We start from the raw sequence: 20,471 nt of genomic DNA on the forward strand, positions 1-20,471 counted from the left end.
TGGTGTACAAGCAAGGAGGTCATTATGAAACTTGAATCCGAGATCCGAGAGATCGTATCAAACATTATCCAGATACCTCCGGAGGAGATTGATCCCAAAGCGTCTTTTTTTGACGAATATGGGATGGATTCCTTGAGAGCGCTGGAAATACTAGCAGAGATTGAAAATACATATTCCATTACCATCGATCCGGAAAAGCTGCTAGCCATGACATCCCTTGAGGAAGTTATCAAGATCACACAGGAACTGTTAAATCAAAATGCTGGAACACCGGATTAAGATTACCGGAATCGGTGTCATGACCCCCATAGCCCAGACGCCGGATGAATTCTGGAGGAAGCTGGTAGAGGGAGCGGAAAGAGTCCACTTATCGGGTACTACAGCGAGACCAGCGCTGTCTGCGGAAACCTTTCGCACATACTGTGAGAGAGCTATCCGAGCTTGTATTCAAGACGCAGGGCTGGACTGCAGCAAAAAAGGATGCATCTTGGTGGGGACGGGGATGGGAATCGCAGATACAGCAATGCTGGACGAGAATCCGCCGGCAACTTTTTTATCCAGTATAGAGGAAGTAGTAAAGCAGGCGGCGCCGTATGAAGTCGAGGTCCGAGTTATCGCCAACGCATGTTGCGCAGGAGCCCAGGCCATCGCATACGCCACGGATCTGCTCCGGATGAATCAATATGACTATGTGATTGCGGGTGGCATCGAGATCTTTTCGTATTTAATCTATTGCGGTTTCGCCAGATTGTTTGCTCTGGATAAAGAGGGCTGTAGGCCTTTCGATAGGAATCGAAAAGGGATATCGGTTGGGGAAGGGGCTGCTTTTTTTGCACTGGAAAAGGGAGCTACACAGAAAGATTATGGAAGCATACTTGGATACGCAGCGACTCACGATGCCTACCACGTGACAGCGCCCGATCCAACCGGTCAGTATGCGCGAACGGCCATTGAGAAGCTGCTGTCCCGCTTGCGGCTTCAGCCCCGAGATATTCAGGGGATCATCGCCCACGGAACAGGAACTAAATCCAACGACCAGGTGGAGGCCAAGGTCTTATATGAAATTTTTAAGGATCAGCCGGGCGTCACCGCGCCCAAATGCGTGTTTGGCCATACGGGGGGCGCGTCTGGAGCCTTCTCCTTGTTGACGGCAATTCTGGCATTACAGCACCAATGTTTACCGCCGATTCATCATCACAAAGTGGCCGATCCACAAATCCATGTGCAGCTTGTAACAAAGCGAGCCAAAGATCAGGCGATGGAAAGAGTATTGGTCAACTGCTTTGCCTTTGGAGGGACGAATATTGCCATGATCTGTGAAAAGCGGCCGAGTAGAGAAGGACGCGGGAAGCCCTATATTCGAAGGCATACCAGCGTGTCGAGCGATCGGTTCCAGGGAGAGTTTTTTACTCGTTTTGGTGGACGGTTGATGGATGATCTTACAAAAAAAGTCCTACTGACGATGGACGATCTTTTCGGCTCTGACTATGGATGTATTAATGGAGACCGCACGGGGCTTGTATTATCGAGCAATAAGGGACCTTACACCGCTATCTGCCAGACAGCCGACATCGTGCGCCGGTGGGGATATAAAAGGATCAATCCCAGCGCATTTCCCTATACGATGTTCAGCACGGCGCTGGCCCAGGCAGCCATGCATGTGAATATCCATGGTCCTGCCTGTTGCTTCCTCGATTCCAGTCACCGGGGTTATCATGCGATCGAGTATTCCTTTGTACAGATTGAGAGCGGACACTGTGACGCCATGATCGAAGTGTACGTGGACGCGGACGGCTGGACGGAAGGCTCCTATATTACAATCTAGAGGGGGCTCTGGTATGAAAATCGCATTGATTAACCCCAAAGGCGCGCTGTTTAGCCGGAATGCGGCGTTGGCCCAAGCCATGGCCAATTCGGAAACCATGCGCAGTTTTCGCTATTTCTGGTCTGCACCCAATTTGGGGTTGCTGACAATCGCTTCCTATATACCGCCATCTTGGTCGGTGACCTATATCGATGAGAATTATCGGGGGCTGGACTTCAACGAATGGTACGATCTCGTTCTGCTGAGCGCCATGACGGTGCAGGTCACAAGAGCTTACGAAATCGCCGCGCATTACCGGCAAAAAGGAAGCCTCACCGTCCTGGGCGGAATCCATGCGACGGTTCTCCCGGAAGAGGCGTTGCAGCATGTGGATGTGGTCATCGCGGGGGAGGGGGAGGAATTATTTCCGCAATTTCTAAAAGACTTACAAAATGGGGATGTCAAGCCATTGTACCGGAGTTCCCATAAGGGAACCTTCTCCCTCTTACAGTGCAAAATCCCTCGCTACGAGCTGATTCAGGGGTATCCGTATCCGCTGGTTAATCTGTATACCACTCGGGGATGTCCACACTCCTGTTCCTTCTGCTGCGCTTCCAACGTGTATGGACGAAATTACCGACAGAAGGCAATCCCCCAAATCATAACAGAAATACAGACGATCCAGAGGGTATATCCCGATACTTTATTGCTTTTTGCTGATGACAACGCATTTGTTCTGCGAAAACAGGCGAAAGAGCTGTTGCGTCAATTGAAAGGGAGGGGCCTTCGCTGGATCGCCCAGACGGACATCTCGGCGGCGGAGGATGAAGAGCTTTTAACCTTAATGCGGCAGGCAGGCTGCCAGTGGGTTGTGATCGGGTTTGAGAGCATTCAAGCGAACAGCCTGAGGAGGCTCAACGCCACGTCCTATAAAGCGCGAAATGTATCCAGCTACCCAGAAAAGATTCAGGCGATCCAGAGTCATGGAATCGGGATTTATGGAACCTTCATTGTAGGGTTAGATGAGGATGATCTATCCGTCTTCTCTCAGACTGTGGACTTCATATTACAAAATCGTTTATACGGCGCGAATATCACGGTCCCCACACCGCTTCCCCGGACGCAATTGCGCCAACAGTTGCAAGCGGAGAATCGGATTCGGTCAAATACGTGGGAGGACTATACCCTGTGGGATGTGGTCATTGAACCAAAAAAGATGAGCGCAGTGGAGCTGGAAAGGGGGCTTATCTCGATCTATCGAGCACTCATGGATCCCCAGAATGCGGCAGCACGGTTAGCGGCTTTGTTGCATACAGTAAGAAAGGAGCGACACAATGATACAAAACGAAATCTGTCAAATTGTTGAGGGACTTCTCGAAATTGACTCCGTTTCTCCGGATAAGACATTGGAAGAGATAGATTCCATCACCTTTATACGGCTGGTGGTGGAATGCGAACAGCTGTTTCACATTAAGTTCGAGGATGAAATGCTACTTACTGCGAAGTTTCCTGACTTAAAGAGCTTTATCGAGTATGTCCAGACAAGGGCTGGCGATGGCACCGAATAATATCGAATATCCTCAGTCCATTGCTGCGTTTCCGGGCCGGGAGGCGGTGGCAAAGGGCCTTGACTCCACAGTGTTTAAAAACGCAGCCGCGGCACAGCGAGTTTTTCGGCGGGCATCGGAGTATTGCGCTGTAGACATGGTTTCTTTGTGTTACGGGGAAGGAAAAGACGAGGGGCCGTGGACGACCGTTGGCTTGGTGACCCATTGCTATGGGATTTATAAGACATTGGAGGAATGGCGCGGGAGGCCGAAAGCCTTTGCGGGATATAGCCAGGGAGAATTTACAGCGTGCGCCGCGGCAGGGGTTTTCGAGTTTCCGGAAGTTTTAGGGCTCATTCTCAGGCTGGAACGTATCTTGGAGGAAGACTCCCCAGCGGACGAGGCGATGATTCGGGTGATGGATTTGGACCAAAAGGTGCTGCGAGAATGCTGTCAACAATACCAGGAATCCGGAAAGCATGTCTACATAAGCGCGTATCTAAGCGATACACAAAATATCATCTCAGGAAAACAGCCGGATCTTCAGGAACTGGTTCAGGAGTTAAAGAAAAGGGGAGCCAGGTGGGCGCTACCCCTTCCGGTAAAAAGGGGATATCACAGCCCACTGTGCCAGGCAAGCGCTGAAAGGGCAAGGAAGTATTTTCAGAGAATGCGACTGTGTTCTCCATCAAACCCCGTTTACAGTTGCTATGACGGACATAGGAGCACGGATCCAATCATAATACGGGACAAGCTGTCGAGACAGGTCCAGCATCCGATCCACTGGAAGGCGCTGGCTGACAATTGCGTTTCAGATGGAATCCAGAGTCTCATTGAGATCGGGCCGGGGTGTACGGTTTCTGGGAACACAAGAATTGCCAATCCCAATATAGCTTGCCGATGGGTGCAGACCATGAATGAGGTGAGATGTTGCGATGCTGTATGATCTAAAAAATGTAGAGAATTGGAAATGCCCAGGGATTGGTGTAAAAGCACAAAACTTGGTTCGCTTATATCAGCTGGGGTACACCGTGTGCGATGGTGTGATCGTACCATTTCCGTTTTTTCAACAATTCTGTCGTGACAATGCCCTGGCCTTCATTACCCCGGAGTCCATCCGCCGTGCTGATTTTGGTTTGGCACAGCAACAGGAATTGTGGACATGCTGGGAACGTCTGACAAAAGGCGGCAGAGAGCTCATCGTCCGTTCGTCAGCTGATTTTGAAGACCGGCCGGGCAAGTCAAATGCAGGAATGTTTGCCAGCGTTCAGCATGTGAGCGATTTTGAACAGCTGTTGGAGGCAGTCCGGGAGGTTTGGAGCTCCTACTACAGGAGTTCCATTGAAAAAGACAAGGAAATGGGACAGGGCTTTGGCGTCATTGTGCAACAAATGCTGCTTTGCGATACATCGGGCGTTACTTTCACCCGTGACCCGAACACGCTGAATCGCTGTGTCTGGATCGAGGCCTGTAAAGGAAACAATGAGAAGATCATCCAGAATCGAGCGGCTGCGGCCACGGCGAAAATTGATTGGGCAGGGGGAAGGCCCCACTACACATCCTCCAGGCTATTGACAAGAAAAGAGCTAACGGAACAGCTGCGCATCGCTCAAAAGCTGGAACAAGACTTTGGGTATCCCTGCGATTTTGAGTGGGGATTGCAGGATCACAGATTATGGATATTTCAGGTGCGCCCGATTTCGAGGAAAGCGGAGAAGGAGCTCTATGGGGAGCCGGCAATAGAAGGATTGGACTGTATTCTGCTGGACCGGTATGCAAAGCCGGCGTCAACCTGTTATCTGTCCATATTGGATGAGTGGCAACAGAAGATCTACCTAAGCCACTATACAGACAGACGAGGATCAGAATTCTCAGAAAAGCCGTTGAAATTTTTATACCACCGCGTGTACTGGAATCAGCGCTATCAACAGCAATATTTTCAGGACGACGGGAGGAAGAGTGTATATAAGAGGCTGCTTTTGTGGTATCGGGTGAAGACAAGCTGGCGCAAGTGGTATAGGCGAATTCCTGCATATGACAAAAAGATTCTTCAGTATCAGCGGCGCATGGAATTCGAGACAAGCGAAGACGATCTATTGAGACTGTTAGACGAGATTTGCGACACATTCTGCATCATGCTTGGGATCGATCATTACCGATTTTTAAGCTTAGCCCAGATTCTATATCGAAAGGTTGAGCAAAAGGCTGCTACACTGCAATACGACCCTCAGTGTCTAGCTAGGGATTTAGGTGCTTATGTTCATCGCAACCAGACGTCCCAGGCAAATGATGAATTGCAGGACATTGCGAAATTTGTCCGCGAAGATGTAGAGTTGCATACCTTGTTTGCGCATGAAGATGCGGCGGATATTTGGAAGAGGATGGGAGAGAATCCTAGTAACACTATGTATTGTAAGATTCTCCAGTTCATCAACCGCCATGGACATCGAGGTGTTGGCTGTGATGATTTGTACGAACCCCATTGGAGGGAGCGGCCCGAGATCGTCATATCTCTGTTACAGCAATTAGTTAATACTACTCAAATCCATCCAGGTAACGGAGGCGAGAGCAATTCTGGTACGGTACAATCGCCTGGATGGCGCCTACAAAGTCTCATCCGAGACGCCGGTCGCTACATGTGTCTGCGGGAGGACCAGCGGTACTATTTTGACAAGAGCTGGATGTTGCTGCGAGAAATCCTCTTGAAAATTTCCCAGCGCTTTATGCAGCGCTCCATTCTGACGGAGACAAACGACATCTTTTTTATGACGATCCAGGAGATACGCCATCATCTGCAATTTTTAAATTATCCATTTCATGTCGAGATACTGAAAGAACGAATCCAGGATTACGAAAGGGCTTGTACGACAGCACCACCGTACATGCTAAAAAATTCCAGCACAGTACCGGTGCAGAAGAGTAAGGTCAGCAAAAGCTATAAAGCCATGGCGATCAGTGGAGGAGAGGCGGCGGGGCCAATCCGATTGATTCGCGGCATCGAGGACCTCAGCCGTGCCCAAAAGGGAGACATTGGCGTTGTCAATACCTTTCACCCCAGCTGGACACCAATTCTATCCGTTGTTTCTGGATTGATTATGAGCTACGGCAATATGTTGTCCCACGGAGCCGTCATTGCCAGAGAATACGGGATTCCCGTGGTTGTCTTTAACGCAGACGCCATTTCAATGTTTCATGAGAATGATATGGTTCGCATTAATGGGACGACTGGTAGGATTCACCTGCTGAACCATGCAGAAAGGAAGTCGATATGAAAGTTGCGCTGATTGTGCCAAAAGGATCAAAATATGGTAAAAATCCGTACCTAAAAGCATTTCTAGAGCAGAGTGATCTTGTTTCCCGATTTTATGGCTCTTGGGAGACGCCAAACCTGAGCCTTCTCACCATTGCGGGCCTGTTTCCTCCGGATGCAGACTTGCGGTTTATCGACGAGGACCATGGGGAGACCGTTCCCTTTGAGGAAGAATTTGATTTCGTGATGCTGACAGGTATGACTCAGCAGATTCGGCGGGCCTATGAGATCTGCATTGCGTTTCACGAGCGAGGTGTATACTCCGTCATCGGCGGGATCCACGCAGCGATCTATCCTTGGGAGGCGCTGGAATATGCAGATACGGTCATGGTGGGGGAAGGTGAGGAACTTATACCCCAGTTCCTGAGCGACTTCTATCACGGGGAGCCAAAAAAAATTTATAAATCCCTTCATTTTTGCAAATTAGAAAAATCTCCGCCGCCCCGATATGACCTGGTGAATCCACGGCTGTATTCTTCCTACAGTATCCAAACGACGCGAGGCTGCCCTCACACCTGCTCGTACTGTACATTGCCGGTCATGTATGGTTCCGTATACCGGCATAAAACAGTGGAACAGGTGATCAACGAAATCCATCAGATCAAGAAGGTTCAGGACTCGCCCTTTGTTTTCTTTGCAGACGACAATATGTTTATCGATGGCCCATATTCTGTGAATCTGCTTGCAGAAATTCAGAAAGAGAATATTGTCTGGGGTACGCAGACCGATATCGCCATCGCCAAGAAACCTGACATACTAAAGTTGCTCAAACAAGCGGGCTGCCGGTGGCTGTTCATCGGGTTCGAAAATATATCTCAGCAAAGCCTGGAGACACTGGACCGAAAAAGGTGGAAAGCCAATCTGGCCAGAGAGTACAGTCAGATGATCGATGCCATCCATGGGGCGGGGATCAACATCTGGGGATCCTTTATGTTTGGTACGGACTGCGACACGGTGGACACCTTTTCCGATGTCTGTGATTTCACAATACAAAATGGGCTATATTCTGGAAGTTTTACGATCCTGACACCGCTGCCGGGAACGGAGCTTTTCCAAACGATGCAAAGGGAAAAGCGAATTCTGGATTATGATTGGAGCCGGTACACCTTCTGGGATGTGGTGTATCAGCCGCTTTGGATGACAGAACAGGAGTTGGCGCAGGGGGTTGCCTTCGTCTATGACAAATTCTATTCACCGGAAGGCGTGAACAAACGGATGTCCCTTATCAAGAAAAATGTGCTGCGAAGTGAAAGGAGAGCAGAATGACAATTGCGCTCATTTCACCGAAAGGCGTAGGCATGGGGCGAGCCGAGGAAAATACCCAGACGGCCAACCTGTACTCCAAGCTGTCCAATATCAACTCCCTGCAAGAATTGATGGCCTGCCCCAACTCGCCGCTGTTGACCATCGCATCCATGGCGAAGCCCTATTTCGATACAATAGAATACCTTGATGAGGAGGTGGATCCCCTCGACTTCTCAAAGGGATATGACATAGTCGCCATGTCCTTTATGACCCAGCAGGCCACGAGGGCCTACGAGCTGGCGGCGCAATTTCGCCATCTCGGCTCCTATACCATCTGTGGCGGAATGCATCCCACCAGCCTTCCAGACGAAGCATCCCAATATTTCGACACGGTCTTTGTAGGTGAATGTGAGAATACTTGGCGCGACTTCATCCGGGATTATCAGAGGGGAACACCCCACAAGATTTACCGCAACCAGGCGATTATTGCCATGGAGCAGGTTCCGATGCCATCCTATGAGCTGCTGCGGATGGAGAAGTATCGAACGATCCCGGTTCAGATCTCCCGGGGCTGCCCTCACAACTGCGCCTTCTGCGCGTCGACGAAGGTGTATGGCCCCCAATACCGCCATAAATCCGTTTCGCAGATTCTGGATGAGCTGGCGGTTATCCAGCGGCAGAAGACGTTTCCTCACATTTATTTCACCGATGACAATATGCTGGTTCAAAAGAAGTTTTCCCTTGAACTCTTGGAAGCGTTTCAAGGGCAGAGGATGCGATGGATGACCCATACGGATATTGGAGTTGCAGAACAAAAGGAAATTCTGTCCCGTCTATATGCGGCGGGCTGCCGAAAAGTAGTCATCGGGTTTGAAAGTATTGTCTCCGACTCCCTTCTTCACATGGAGAAATGGAAATATGCCCGCTTGCCGCAGTATGCAAAAGCGATTGAAACCATTCAATCCTACGGGATTGGCGTTTGGGGGACCTTTATTGTGGGATTGGATCATGATGACAGATCGGTTTTCCAGAAAGTGATCGACTTTACACTCGAGAATCACTTATATGGGGCGATGATATCAGTTCCTACCCCCTTTCCAGGCTCCGCTCTGTACGCCCAGCTAGAACAGGAAGGGCGAATCCTGACGAAGCACTGGGGGAGCTATACCCTGTGGAATGTGGTCGTATCGCCAAAAAATATGACGGCAAAGGATTTGGAAGATGGATTTTCCCGCACGCTGCGCGCCATCTACTCGAAGGAAGCCTCCCATGAGAGACTTGAGTATTTCAAGGAGCTGTGGAAAAGGAGGCAGACTGGACCTTGAGAAATATACTGTTTTATGTCCCCCAGATGCAAGGGCCCACAGGCGATGGGAGATTAAACATGGATTGGACGGATGCCATCACCCAAAAGGTCATGGGGCAGCGCTGGAAAACCGTTACGCTGGCGGCTTATGTGTTGGCGGCCATTGCAAGAGAAGAGGGATACGAGATCACAGTGTGGGACGAGGACTTTCGAGGTCCGATTGCCAATCAAGAATTGGAACGCGTTGAGATCGTATGCATGTATGTCGTCACCCCGACTGCGAGCAGGGCTTACGAGGTGTCGCAGAGGGTAAAGAGAAATCGAGTCTGGACCGTGATGGGCGGCCCCCACGCCACGGCCATGCCAGAGGAATGTCAGAAAATGTGCCATACTCTCATGATGGGAGAAGGGGAGTACAGCTTCCGGCAGTTTCTGCGGGATTATGGACAGGGAAAGGCTAGAGCAAGATACGAACAGGCGAGGGGGAAGGTTGCGCTGGCCCAATCCCCGATTCCGGCATATGACGAGCTGCAAGGGGAAGAACGGCGATTGATTCCCATGCAGACGGCCAGGGGCTGTTCTCACAGGTGCCGGTTCTGTAACGTACACAGCCTGTACGGGGCAGGATATCGAGCGAAAGCTGAATGGCAGATTGAGAGAGAACTGAGAGCCATCGAAGGAGTGTCCCAAACAAAGCGCCTGTACGTCACGGATGATAATATTGTCAGCAGGGAAGACCACTTTGAAGGATTGATGAAAGCATTTTCTGAGACTCAATACACCTGGTATGCCAATGCGGACATCTCGTTTGGTCTGGATCGGACTAAAATTAAGCGCGCATATCAGAGTGGACTTCGACAAGTCTTAATCGGACTGGAGAGCGTGAATCCGAAGGTCCTCTATACCCTAAATCCAGATCAGTATAAGTATCGCCAGCGCGATCTGTATTTGCAGGCGATTCAAGCGATCCAGGCGGAGGGGATTGGGGTGACGGGGAGCTTTATCGTAGGCCACGAAAATGACGGGGAGGAACAGTTTTACCAATTAGAAACCTTCATCCGGGAGTCCAATCTATATGCCGCCAATATCACCTTTCTCACACCCTATCCCGGCACGCCCCTTTTTCAGTCCATGAAGCGAAGAGGGCAGATTCTAACCTACAACTGGGAGTACTATACGATTTTCCAGCCGGTTCTCAAGGTTCGCGGCGCGACCACCCAACAGCTCAACGGATGGTACCTGTCCCTTTTGGATCACATCTATTCTGTGGACTGCGCCAACGAGAAAGCGCGGTATTTTGCAGATGTGTATCGTAAGAGGAGGGCGTCTGGATGAGCAAGGGTAAAATTCTGTATACCTGCCCTTATGTGCCATACGGTTGGCTGCGAGATCAGGGGTTTACGATGGTCAGTGCATATGAGGAAGTACCCGGTTCAAGGGGGAGGCTTCCGCGGTTGCTCCATAGCTGCACCTATACGAGCCATTGTGCAAAGCTTGACTATGAACGCTATGACGGCGCAATTTTGGTCAATTGCTGCAACGGGATGCAGAGGCTGCGGGATGCGCTCCAAGTGGCGTATCCCAAGCTTTGGCTTTCCATGCTGGAGATTCCATCGACAGTCCACTATGAGGAGCGGCAGCGGTATTCTGAACAGATTGAAGGACTGCGGAAACAGCTGAACCACGAGTTTTGTGCATCTATACCTGAAATTAGGAAAAAGGAAATTCGCCATATTCAGCGGTATGAAACCTTTGAGCCTTCCACGATACTCATCATTGGAAACGGCATATCGAAGGGATATGCCCGTGATGTAAACAATCTCTTCCCTGGCTTTAGGCTGCGGTTTTCCTGTTGTTCTTCCATTGGCAGAGGAGACGCTCTGTTAAATCGATCCTCCAGGATCTCCGTCAAGGAAGAGGAGGTGAGTTGTCCGCGGATGGCCAATTTTATCCCTTGGCTGGAGGTCAACCTGCACAATCAATCGGAGGCCATACAGGGCGTCATTCTGATCTCCGCGGGCCGATGTGATTACACCCTGTTTTCCTACCCTCAAATTCAGCGAATCTGTAGCCAAAATCAATGCAAGGTTTTGCAGATTGAGGAGGAAATGACAGTTCGCATTTCGGAGCGAAGCCGCATACGGTTTGAAGCTTTTCGTGAGAGTTTGCAGTATGGCAGCGGAGGTGGACGGTGAGCGACTTTGTTCAGAGAATGCGATTGGCCGGCGGGTTGCGGGCCGGAATGCGATTACATGCCGCACAATCCCTGGTGCGCCATCAAGTCTCCATGTTCACAGGCGAGATCTGGAAGGAGCCGTCCAGGGTTGTCTGGACCAATATGGGCATGCCGCCGGAGCTTTTTTATGCTGCGGGGTACCTGCCAGTCAATACAGAATTGACAGCTGGCTGGTCGTCCACGCTAAATCTTGCGGCGAAATACCTTACCATTGCGGAACAGAAAGGGTTTGGACAGAATTTGTGTTCCTATCACAAAGCGATCATCGGCGCCATGGAATGTGGAGATCTGCCGTCGCCTCGTTTGGCTGTGATGTCCTCCCACATTTGCGACGGGGGGCGGGGCCTTCTATCCTATTTTGCCTCACGGTTTCGGACCAAGACATGCATGATTCAGGTTCCGTATGGCCAGACAGATGAGGGCAACCGCTATGTACAGCGGCAGCTACAGGAGTGCTATAGCAAAATCGCAAGGTCCGCGTCCTGGCCCAGCGCTGTGCGTGAACTCCAATCTGCAATCCAATGTTCCAATCAAGCAAGGCGTTGGCTGACCAATGCCAACGCTCTGCGGAAGAAGGATGTGCTGTTTCCGGGAAACGACGCCATTCGGAACCTATTTGGTGCGACCTTTTTGTTTGGCTCAGCACTGGGGATACAGATCACCCGGGAATACTGTCAACAGTTGGTGGAATTAGCAGCGCGAGGCGAACCAGCTCTATTGGAGGGACATCGTATTTTGTGGATTCATTTTGCCCCCCTATATGCAGGCCGTCTGATGCGATATTTTGAGGAGACGCTTCGCTGTCCCATCGCATTTGACATCACGGGCCATCCCTATTGGGAGGAGATGAGGAGGGACACACCGTTTCAGAGTCTCGCCCAAAAGATGGCATCCCATTTCTTTCTAGGGAGCAGCCGCGGCCGGATAAAGCTATACCGGCACCTGGTTCAGGAATATCAGATCCGCGGGATCGTAATGCTGATGCATCAAGGGTGTAAGGCGATACCCGCATCCTCATGGGAGCTGCGGGAACTTGGCAGACAGATACAGATCCCATACTTAGAACTGCCCGGAGACTGTGTTGATCCGCGGAGCTTTGGCGAGGAGCAGACGAGGTTGCGGATGGAGGCATTTGCAGAATGTTTGGGGAGAAGACAACATGGTAGTGGGAATTGATATCGGGTCCATCTCGGCCAACGCCGTGATGATGCGAGATCACGAGATACTAGGACATGTGATCATGCCCAGCGGGTATGATCACAGGGAAACAGTGCGCCAGGCGATTCATACCCTTTGCCTCAAGTGCGGTGCGGAGGAAAAACAGATCGACAGAATTGCAGGCACGGGGTATGGCCGGCGAAATATTGAATCAGCGGATCTGATTGTGACGGAAATCACCTGCCATGCCGTGGGAGCCCGGTATTTTTATCCAGAGGCCGGCACCGTCATCGATATTGGAGGACAGGATAGTAAAGTCATTCGACTGAACGGTGACGGTACCGTCGGCGATTTTGTCATGAATGACAAATGTTCAGCGGGTACTGGGCGATTCCTTGAAGTCATGGCCAGGAGTATGGAAGTGGACCTACAAGAATTTGCTCAAATGGGCTTGCGGTCCAAACGGCCCTATACCATTAGCCAGACCTGCACGGTCTTTGCTGAATCGGAAATCGTGTCGGGCATTGCAAAAGGAATACCGAAAGAGGACTTGGTGGCGGGATTGTATCGATCCATAGCCAACCGCATTCTCGGCATGCTGTACGGCCTTGACCGGACTACGAAAACTGTGTTGACAGGCGGTGTGGCCAAAAACCTAGGGATTGCAGCGTATTTTCGAAGCCAGTTGCCGTCTCTGTGGATCCCGCCGGAACCTCAGATCGTGGGCGCTATTGGAGCTGCTCTGTTAGCGGAGGAATTGCGATGATAGGCAAGATGAATGGGGAATTCAGCAAGCGGTTGAATCTAGCGGCGCGATTATTCGAAGCGAAGGGAAAGCAATACATGGCAGCGTATCTGCGCTCGAGCCAGCGCAGAATCGAAAAAATTGAAGGAGGGGCGCCCTATGCAGTGTGCACCTATTATTTCCCATCCGAGATTGCCGCGGCGCTGAATTTAGAATTCTTATATATTGAAAAGGTTGTTGGCCTCGCCATGGGGGTGGGAATCATCCGCCGAGGAAGTATAGCGCGCCAGCCAGAAGCAGTGTGCTCTTACCAACAGGCCTTCTGCAATCTGTTAGACATGGGGATACTGCCCAAACCAAAGGTGATACTCGGCGTTCCGTTCCCATGCCGGGACGCCATATCTCTGTGCCGGTTCTTGCACAGCCGGCATGCCATTCCCTTTTTTGAGGTGAAGAGCGCAACCATGGCCCGAGACTTTCAACATGTTGTTCAAAGTCTGTCCGCACAGCTGGGCTATAGGGAAAGCCTGCCCCATGTACTGGCCTTATCGGCGCAGGCGACGGCCCTGAAAAAAGAGGTTGATACATATCGAAGACGGTATCCAGGGATCATCGAGAGTGAGGACTGTATGAACCTATTTACAATTGAAAATGACTTTGGTCTGCCGTCCGCCGTCACCGTCTTACAGGAGCTTCTCAGGAATGTAAGGAGCCGTGTCCCACTGTATCAAGAGCCAGCTTACAAAATCTTATGGATGGGACTCGTGCCATTGTACGATTCGTCGTTCTTAAAAAAGGTGGAACAGACAGTGGGAGGCTCCATCGTGATGGAGGAGATGTGGCTCTATGACCATAGGCCTATAGGGTACCAGCATTTCTATGACGATCTGGCCCATCGGATCAGGCAGTCCTTCTTTTATTCTCTGGGGAGAAGGCAAAATGTCATTCATAAAACAGCCGAGAGAATGAAAGTATCAGCGGTTGTAAATTTTCTTCAGCACCAGTGCTCCTTTCTGCCTAGAACAGCAAAAAGTTTCTCTGAACGATTTGTGCAGGCCAACATCCCCTATGTAGTTCTGGGATGTGATGTAATCCACGGGCCGGTTCCGGAGTGGATCTGGGGGCAACTGAAGCGGCTCCATAGGAGGGAGTACCATGGAAGTTCGGAAAATGGGGAGCATCCGGTTACTCACCATGGATGAAAAACCGGCCAATTCTCTTACGCCGGAAATTCTCCATGAACTGGCCGGATTGCTGCGGGACTTGGAGAAGGACAGGGAGGCAAGGACAGTCGTCCTTTGCAGCAGGATTCCCACACTCTTTTCCTCAGGGTTGGCGCTACGGGAGCTGACTTCGAAAACAAGAACTCGAGCGAGCCTTTCTTTATTCTGGATGGTTCATCAGGTGTATCGGATTGTCAAGGGGATCCGCAGCTCAAGGCTAATTTACATCGCCTCGTTACACGGCGCTGTCATCGGTTCTGCTGTGTCCTTAGCGGCGGCCTGCGATTTTCGCTTTGCATCGGAGTCCACTTGGTTTTGGCTCCCCGATCCTCTGTACGGTGGACTCCTGGCGGATGGTGGCTTGACCTGTATCCGTGAGTGGGTGGGAGTCCAAGGGGCATACCGGTTTTGTATGACCAATGCACGGATCAGCCTTCGGGAGGCCCAATCGTTGGGATTTGTATCACCGTGTCCAGAGGCGGATATTCTGCCCATGGCGCTGGAATTTGCGAAAAACCTTGGACATTGTGCGGAAAGCACTCTGTATGAGACGAAGCGGCTGCTCAGGAAGAGGCGGGGACTGTCATTCCCGTGGAGGCAGCTGATCCGGATCACGGCCTCCGAGGACTGGCGAGATCGCTTGCAGGAGATTCAGACGAAAGGAAACAAGGGACATGAAGCTTCAAGAGAAAACCATTGTCATAACAGGAGGCACCGGTGGTATCGGTAAAGCCGCTGTCGAAGCCCTCTCCGAGAGAGGAGCAAATGTTGTGTTTACGTATCTGCGCCATCAGGAGAAGGCGGAGCAGATGGTGAAACGGCTCTCGGAGAATGGGAAAAGGGTCCGCGGCATGCGGGTTGACTGCCGCGTGAGTAGTTCGGTCAAAGGATTTGTCCGAGCGGTTCTCCAGGAATATGGGAGAATCGATGTGGTCATCAATAACGCGGGAATTAGAAAGGATCGGTCTTTGCTCTATATGAGCGAAGGGGAATGGGCCGATGTGGTGGACACCAACCTGACCGGCGCATTCTACTTGACCCGCGCGTGCGTTCCCTATCTATTAAAACAACAATCTGGCCGTATCATCAATATCAGTTCCATCAGCGGATTGAGCGGTCTGACTGGACAAGCCAATTATTCAGCCTCCAAGGCTGGCCTTATGGGATTTACAAAGGCTCTGGCCAAAGAACTGGCGCCCTATGGAATTAGCGTGAACGCCATCGCGCCGGGCGCCGTTGAGACGGATATGCTGAAGGGCTTATCTGCTTCCTACCTCGAGGAACTGACGCGGTCGGTGCCTATGAAACGGATGTGCCGGCCGGAAGAAACCGCAAAGGTCATTGAGTTCTTGGCGGACGACGAACAGGCACCCGACTATTTAACAGGGCAGACCATTGTGTTGGACGGAGGAATGGGACATTGACCGGTACGCAACTTCAAACAAAACGAGATCAACTGACCGGACTGCACATAAGGGAATGGGCAATCCACAGAATTGACAAAATCATACGGCAGAAGCAGCCGATTTGGATTGCCCTCTTGGACATTGATTTCTTTACTATTATAAATGAAAAGTTAGGCTGGAAGACCGGGGATCAGGTTTTGGTGAAAATCGCAGAGCTGATTCGCCGGTATGAACCGATTGAGGCGGCGCGGTATGGCGGTGATGAGTTCATCCTTTTTGGTCTCCAGAGAGAGCAGGATGGTTTCGGCCTAGTGGACGAAATACGGCGCAAAATTCGCAAGGAAGTATTTGCACAGGTAGAACCTTCTGGCCGTGTTCCCATCAAAGTCAGCGCTGGCGTTGCCGAAGGGACAGATAGGGTATCGAAATCTCTGCCTTTGCTGAAAGCGGCGGAGATTGCCCTTGCTGTTGCAAAAAAGAAGGGCCGAAACCGTACAGAGCGGACATGGAAACAGACCGTTCAGATCCAAAAACGGTCGAAGATCTGTACAACGATTCTAGGAATGGGATTGAAAGGACATTCCAGAGATGGAACGAAGGCATTTTCTGCTTCGATTGCAGAACCCTATGGCGTCGATATCGAAGAAAACGGCGACATTGTACTGGCGGACCGTTCCAATCATCAGATTCGGCGGATACACTGTGGCAGGATCTATACGGTCGCGGGCTGCGGTGTAAGCGGATATTCTGGAGATGGAGCGGCTGCGAAGCAAGCGTATTTGTCAAAGCCCAGCGGGGTTGCCATTGGCCCGAACCATTGCATCTATCTGGCGGACACAGGCAATCATTGCATCCGCAAAGTGCAGGGTGGAAAGATTCATACCATTGCCGGCTGTGGCGAGGAAGGGTATTCCGGGGATGGGGGACCGGCGGTGAATGCGAGGTTGAGACGTCCAGGCGGCGTTGTCACCGATGATGAGGGCAATGTCTATACCAACGATTATGGAAACAATGTGATCCGGATGATTGATCCAAGTGGGATTATAACGACCATAGCGGGATGTGGACAGTATGGATATTCCGGAGACGGCGGGGAAGCCATAGCGGCAAAACTGGACCGGCCCTACGGTCTGGCAGTGGATTCTCGTCTCCAGATGCTCTTTATTGTGGACTTTGGAAACCACTGTATTCGCGGGGTGGACTTGCGAACCAAGGAAATCACGACCCTGGCGGGCAACGGAACGCCCGGTTATGCGGGAGACGGAGGGCCAGGTGTAGAAGCGCAGTTGAACGGCCCTTTTTGGGCTGTCTGCTGGAAGCACGCATTTCTTCTCATAGCCGATGGTCTGAATCACTGTATTCGAAAGCTGGACCTGGAGCGGGGGAGGATTACGACGCTAGCGGGAGGCGGCCAAGCTGGGTATATCGATGCAGAGAGCCGTGAGAAAATCCGCTTTACGATTCCGGCCGGCCTTGCAGTACAGGGGGACTGGGTTGTTGTAGCGGACTATGGAAACAATGCCATTCGAAAAGTTTGGGTAGGAGCGGAAGCAGAATGATTTGGATTGTGCTGATTGTATCACTTCCCGGGCTGCTATACATGGGGGTTCAAATACGAAAGGGGTATAAGCTGGTGTATGAAGGCAGTCACCCTAAGCGGAGCCAGGCGACGCCGAGTATACCACAGGAGGCTGTCCAGAGGCGATTTTCTTTTGTTTCCCGAGATGGGTTACAGTTAGCCGCCATTGAATACAGACCCATACCGCCGGTGAAAGGAACGGTTATCGCCTGCCACTATCTAGGTGGCTCCAAAACCTCCATTTATCCCTATTTAGAGCCGCTGCTGCGCCATGGGTATCGGGTCGTTGCCTTCGATTATCCTAACCACGGGGAGAGTCAAAATCGAAAACGCAACCGCTATACCCTGGAGGACGATATGCGGCGATTTCTTCTGAGGCTTCAGGAATTACAGATTCCAGGACCCTATGCCACAATGGGTTTTTCCATGGGTGCGACCATCGCCATCAGCGCCCTTGACCATCTGCCAGAGATTCGCGCCGTCATCGTCGATAGCGGTCCACTTCTCTTTGTGAGAGATTATTTTCATTACCTTATACAGAATAAAAAAATTAAAAACCGAATTGCGCAAGCGTCATTTTTATTCCTGTACCTCTATGTTGCAGGGTTCCTGTCCATGAGTCAGCGGATGAGGAAGAGGCTGGCAGGGCTGCGGGGGATTCCGATTTTGTTTATTCAAAGCCGCCGGGATCGAATCATCCCGTATAAGAATGCAGAGCTGGCATACGCCCTCTGTCAATCCGAAAACGCCCAATTTCTTGTGGTGGATAAGGCGCATCATCTGACTAATCGAGTGGTTCTGGGAGAGACCTATGATCTGACGGTTTTGCGATTTCTAGATAAATGGATGAACAACAATGAGAAGACAAGCCATTCTTAAAATTGCGGAAAAGGAAATGCTTCAACATGGAACATCCTGCATAAGTTTGCAACGTATTCAGGCGCGGACCGGCATCCCAGAGAAAACGTTCCATTCCCTATTCCCAGAGGGGGACAAGGAATTGCTACTTGACACCATGGAGTATTCCGGAAAGGAGTGGGTTCGGACTATACGGCGCACCCTTCGCACCATGCAAGATCAGAAGCGCAAGGTGGAGTTCTTAGTTGACAGCTATTGTCTAGGAACGCAGAAGCACCCATCCGCCTTGGACACATATCTGGACATGTGGAAAGCGATCAAGGATACGGGGGATGAGTATCTTCGAGCTAGACTTGCATCAATTTACCAAATGTTTATCGCCTCATTTCTCGCGATCGTCAAGGAAGACCTTATCTCGGTTGTCTCAGACCGTGAACTCTATGGGCTTGCGTTCATGGCGACGGTTTTGAGCGACGCGCTCCATGTCCAGATTGCGCTGCTAAAGCAAGAGATACCTGTAGAAACCGTTACGAAACTTCTCAAAACACTTCTGTGGAACCTTATAAACGGAAAGGGCGCAGATTATGTATAAAATTCTATTGCTCTACCCCTCCCTGCTGAATGCAGCGAGTCAGGAGACAACGACGCTGTATACGGATATCCCCCTATCCATTGTGACCTTGGCAGCTCAATTTCATCAGAGTGACTACGAAGTGGACATAGTGGATGAACGTCTGGAAGAAATATCCGCATCCGATCTCGCGCGAAAGCTGCAAAATACCGTTATGGTGGGTATCAGCGCGATTACCAGCTACCAGATTGTCAATGGGTTGCGGGCGATTGAGAGGATCAAGAGGATCGATAATCAGATTCCCATCGTGTGGGGAGGCTGGCATGCCAGCCTCATGCCGGAGGAGACCATTCGCCACCCTCTTGTGGATATGGTTATGGTGGGACAGGGGGAGGCCAATATCCGTAAATTAGCGGACTGTCTGCGGGATCACCGTGCCCTCGATGAGATTCCGAACCTGCTCTACAAGAATCAGGATGGAACGGTGGTCAAAACAACAGTCCAACGCGATCCGAATTTTCAGATGCAGACGAATCTGATATACGGCTACGAGAATCTGTCCATGGAGCGCTATATCCATTCTGCATGGGGAAACAAGCGGATTCTAGGCTATGAATCCAGCCGCGGCTGTCCGTATGGCTGTTCATTCTGTTCCATCAGTGCGGTTTTTCAGCAAAAATGGTATGGCCTACCGGCCGACAATGTGTATCGAGATCTCCGCTGGCTGTATGACCATTATCGCATTGACGCAGTCCATTTTTTTGATAACAATTTCTTTGTCGACAAAGCGCGGGCTCTCACCCTAGCCCAATTGCTAGGTGATCACAGTCCCATCCGGTGGGACGGAACGGTGGCCATACGCCAGTTCATAAAGTTCACAAAACAGGAGATACACAAGCTAAAGGCAGGAGGCTTGTATCGGATTATCGCCGGCGTAGAATCCGGAGATGAGGAAGTTTTGGCGAAAATTAATAAGAAGCATACAAATGAACAGGTCCTGGAGCTTGTGCACAGATGTAGGGAAGAGGGCCTCCAACCGTCGCTGTCGTTTATGATGGGATTTCCATGGAATCCGGAGCAGGATACGGAGAGAACCATGCGTCTGATTGAGCAGATCAGGGAAATCCATCCGGGTACAGAGATTCTGCTTTTTGTATTTTCACCTTATCTCGGGACGCCGCTCTATAGGGCGGCAATCGAGTACGGGATGAAATTTCCCACGTCTTTGGACGGATGGGCGAATTTTACCTATGATGCGATACAGACCCCCTGGATATCCCGTGGGCTGGCAAGGAAGATGGGGCGATACTTACAATTTTTTGAGACAAAGGTTATGCCAGCCAATGAAGAGTCATTTTTTAAGAGATTTACATAATCCAACGAAAATCCACATGGACAAGAACAAAAGTTCGTTTTTCGCTGGAAAAACACGATCTATAATATGATGTAGAGGCCCACGGAATTGAGGTGATTCTAGGAATAA

General features: G+C 50.8%; 19 protein-coding genes. All 19 read left to right on the forward strand.

Annotated elements, in window-relative coordinates:
* Positions 1 to 24: 24 nt before the first annotated feature.
* From H8730_RS04135 to H8730_RS04225, 19 genes are read left to right on the forward strand one after another with little or no spacing between them, the layout of a single operon-like run.
* Positions 25 to 279 (forward strand): acyl carrier protein, encoded by a 255-nt coding sequence (locus tag H8730_RS04135; protein WP_177719299.1) that lies wholly within the window; start codon positions 25 to 27, stop codon positions 277 to 279.
* Positions 260 to 1,825 (forward strand): beta-ketoacyl synthase N-terminal-like domain-containing protein, encoded by a 1,566-nt coding sequence (locus H8730_RS04140; RefSeq protein ID WP_177719298.1) that lies wholly within the window; start codon positions 260 to 262, stop codon positions 1,823 to 1,825. Before H8730_RS04135 ends, H8730_RS04140 begins: the two co-directional genes overlap by 20 nt.
* A gap of 13 nt (positions 1,826 to 1,838) precedes the next feature.
* A complete protein-coding gene (locus H8730_RS04145; RefSeq protein WP_177719297.1) occupies positions 1,839 to 3,170 on the forward strand; it encodes a B12-binding domain-containing radical SAM protein in 1,332 nt (443 codons plus the stop codon).
* Positions 3,139 to 3,372, forward strand: coding sequence for an acyl carrier protein (locus H8730_RS04150; RefSeq protein ID WP_177719296.1), 234 nt, complete (start codon positions 3,139 to 3,141; stop codon positions 3,370 to 3,372). The genes H8730_RS04145 and H8730_RS04150 overlap by 32 nt, the downstream gene beginning before the upstream one ends.
* A complete protein-coding gene (locus H8730_RS04155; protein WP_177719295.1) occupies positions 3,359 to 4,297 on the forward strand; it encodes an ACP S-malonyltransferase in 939 nt (312 codons plus the stop codon). The genes H8730_RS04150 and H8730_RS04155 overlap by 14 nt, the downstream gene beginning before the upstream one ends.
* Positions 4,287 to 6,623 (forward strand): PEP/pyruvate-binding domain-containing protein, encoded by a 2,337-nt coding sequence (locus H8730_RS04160; RefSeq protein ID WP_177719294.1) that lies wholly within the window; start codon positions 4,287 to 4,289, stop codon positions 6,621 to 6,623. Before H8730_RS04155 ends, H8730_RS04160 begins: the two co-directional genes overlap by 11 nt.
* The gene (locus tag H8730_RS04165) at positions 6,620 to 7,927 is read left to right on the forward strand and encodes a B12-binding domain-containing radical SAM protein (RefSeq protein WP_177719293.1); all 1,308 of its coding nucleotides are present in this window, start codon (positions 6,620 to 6,622) and stop codon (positions 7,925 to 7,927) included. The genes H8730_RS04160 and H8730_RS04165 overlap by 4 nt, the downstream gene beginning before the upstream one ends.
* The gene (locus H8730_RS04170; RefSeq protein WP_177719292.1) at positions 7,924 to 9,231 is read left to right on the forward strand and encodes a B12-binding domain-containing radical SAM protein; all 1,308 of its coding nucleotides are present in this window, start codon (positions 7,924 to 7,926) and stop codon (positions 9,229 to 9,231) included. Before H8730_RS04165 ends, H8730_RS04170 begins: the two co-directional genes overlap by 4 nt.
* On the forward strand, positions 9,228 to 10,547 hold the full coding sequence (locus H8730_RS04175) for a B12-binding domain-containing radical SAM protein (protein ID WP_249289425.1): 1,320 nt from the start codon (positions 9,228 to 9,230) through the stop codon (positions 10,545 to 10,547). The genes H8730_RS04170 and H8730_RS04175 overlap by 4 nt, the downstream gene beginning before the upstream one ends.
* Positions 10,544 to 11,407, forward strand: coding sequence for a 2-hydroxyacyl-CoA dehydratase family protein (locus H8730_RS04180; protein WP_177719290.1), 864 nt, complete (start codon positions 10,544 to 10,546; stop codon positions 11,405 to 11,407). Before H8730_RS04175 ends, H8730_RS04180 begins: the two co-directional genes overlap by 4 nt.
* Complete coding sequence (locus H8730_RS04185; RefSeq protein ID WP_177719289.1) at positions 11,404 to 12,624, forward strand: 2-hydroxyacyl-CoA dehydratase; 1,221 nt, start codon at positions 11,404 to 11,406, stop codon at positions 12,622 to 12,624. Before H8730_RS04180 ends, H8730_RS04185 begins: the two co-directional genes overlap by 4 nt.
* Positions 12,608 to 13,372, forward strand: a complete 765-nt coding sequence (locus tag H8730_RS04190) for an acyl-CoA dehydratase activase (protein ID WP_177719288.1) — start codon at positions 12,608 to 12,610, stop codon at positions 13,370 to 13,372. The genes H8730_RS04185 and H8730_RS04190 overlap by 17 nt, the downstream gene beginning before the upstream one ends.
* Positions 13,369 to 14,553 carry a 2-hydroxyacyl-CoA dehydratase family protein gene (locus H8730_RS04195; protein ID WP_177719287.1) on the forward strand — a complete coding sequence of 395 codons (1,185 nt, stop codon included), beginning with the start codon at positions 13,369 to 13,371 and terminating at the stop codon, positions 14,551 to 14,553. The genes H8730_RS04190 and H8730_RS04195 overlap by 4 nt, the downstream gene beginning before the upstream one ends.
* Positions 14,507 to 15,304: an enoyl-CoA hydratase/isomerase family protein gene (locus H8730_RS04200; RefSeq protein ID WP_177719286.1), complete on the forward strand. Its 798-nt coding sequence runs from the start codon at positions 14,507 to 14,509 to the stop codon at positions 15,302 to 15,304. The genes H8730_RS04195 and H8730_RS04200 overlap by 47 nt, the downstream gene beginning before the upstream one ends.
* Positions 15,249 to 15,998 carry an SDR family NAD(P)-dependent oxidoreductase gene (locus H8730_RS04205; protein WP_177719285.1) on the forward strand — a complete coding sequence of 250 codons (750 nt, stop codon included), beginning with the start codon at positions 15,249 to 15,251 and terminating at the stop codon, positions 15,996 to 15,998. Before H8730_RS04200 ends, H8730_RS04205 begins: the two co-directional genes overlap by 56 nt.
* Positions 15,995 to 17,539: an NHL domain-containing protein gene (locus H8730_RS04210; RefSeq protein WP_177719284.1), complete on the forward strand. Its 1,545-nt coding sequence runs from the start codon at positions 15,995 to 15,997 to the stop codon at positions 17,537 to 17,539. Before H8730_RS04205 ends, H8730_RS04210 begins: the two co-directional genes overlap by 4 nt.
* On the forward strand, positions 17,536 to 18,438 hold the full coding sequence (locus tag H8730_RS04215; protein ID WP_177719283.1) for an alpha/beta hydrolase: 903 nt from the start codon (positions 17,536 to 17,538) through the stop codon (positions 18,436 to 18,438). The genes H8730_RS04210 and H8730_RS04215 overlap by 4 nt, the downstream gene beginning before the upstream one ends.
* A complete protein-coding gene (locus H8730_RS04220) occupies positions 18,416 to 19,009 on the forward strand; it encodes a TetR/AcrR family transcriptional regulator (protein ID WP_177719282.1) in 594 nt (197 codons plus the stop codon). Before H8730_RS04215 ends, H8730_RS04220 begins: the two co-directional genes overlap by 23 nt.
* Positions 19,002 to 20,363 carry a B12-binding domain-containing radical SAM protein gene (locus H8730_RS04225; RefSeq protein ID WP_177719281.1) on the forward strand — a complete coding sequence of 454 codons (1,362 nt, stop codon included), beginning with the start codon at positions 19,002 to 19,004 and terminating at the stop codon, positions 20,361 to 20,363. The genes H8730_RS04220 and H8730_RS04225 overlap by 8 nt, the downstream gene beginning before the upstream one ends.
* Positions 20,364 to 20,471 lie beyond the last annotated feature (108 nt).

This window comes from Bianquea renquensis, from assembly GCF_014384895.1.
In the GTDB taxonomy this organism is placed as follows: Bacteria; Bacillota; Clostridia; order Lachnospirales; family Bianqueaceae; genus Bianquea; species Bianquea renquensis.

Excerpts from the sequence above, each read along its gene's own strand:
- H8730_RS04200 (WP_177719286.1), top strand. The coding sequence starts at position 14,507 with ATGGAAGTTCGGAAAATGGGGAGCATCCGGTTACTCACCATGGATGAA.
- H8730_RS04135 (WP_177719299.1), top strand. The coding sequence starts at position 25 with ATGAAACTTGAATCCGAGATCCGAGAGATCGTATCAAACATTATCCAG.
- H8730_RS04155 (WP_177719295.1), top strand. The coding sequence starts at position 3,359 with ATGGCACCGAATAATATCGAATATCCTCAGTCCATTGCTGCGTTTCCG.
- H8730_RS04170 (WP_177719292.1), top strand. The coding sequence starts at position 7,924 with ATGACAATTGCGCTCATTTCACCGAAAGGCGTAGGCATGGGGCGAGCC.
- H8730_RS04150 (WP_177719296.1), top strand. The coding sequence starts at position 3,139 with ATGATACAAAACGAAATCTGTCAAATTGTTGAGGGACTTCTCGAAATT.
- H8730_RS04180 (WP_177719290.1), top strand. The coding sequence starts at position 10,544 with ATGAGCAAGGGTAAAATTCTGTATACCTGCCCTTATGTGCCATACGGT.
- H8730_RS04140 (WP_177719298.1), top strand. The coding sequence starts at position 260 with ATGCTGGAACACCGGATTAAGATTACCGGAATCGGTGTCATGACCCCC.
- H8730_RS04220 (WP_177719282.1), top strand. The coding sequence starts at position 18,416 with ATGAGAAGACAAGCCATTCTTAAAATTGCGGAAAAGGAAATGCTTCAA.
- H8730_RS04190 (WP_177719288.1), top strand. The coding sequence starts at position 12,608 with ATGGTAGTGGGAATTGATATCGGGTCCATCTCGGCCAACGCCGTGATG.
- H8730_RS04145 (WP_177719297.1), top strand. The coding sequence starts at position 1,839 with ATGAAAATCGCATTGATTAACCCCAAAGGCGCGCTGTTTAGCCGGAAT.
- H8730_RS04160 (WP_177719294.1), top strand. The coding sequence starts at position 4,287 with ATGCTGTATGATCTAAAAAATGTAGAGAATTGGAAATGCCCAGGGATT.
- H8730_RS04215 (WP_177719283.1), top strand. The coding sequence starts at position 17,536 with ATGATTTGGATTGTGCTGATTGTATCACTTCCCGGGCTGCTATACATG.
- H8730_RS04225 (WP_177719281.1), top strand. The coding sequence starts at position 19,002 with ATGTATAAAATTCTATTGCTCTACCCCTCCCTGCTGAATGCAGCGAGT.
- H8730_RS04205 (WP_177719285.1), top strand. The coding sequence starts at position 15,249 with ATGAAGCTTCAAGAGAAAACCATTGTCATAACAGGAGGCACCGGTGGT.
- H8730_RS04165 (WP_177719293.1), top strand. The coding sequence starts at position 6,620 with ATGAAAGTTGCGCTGATTGTGCCAAAAGGATCAAAATATGGTAAAAAT.
- H8730_RS04195 (WP_177719287.1), top strand. The coding sequence starts at position 13,369 with ATGATAGGCAAGATGAATGGGGAATTCAGCAAGCGGTTGAATCTAGCG.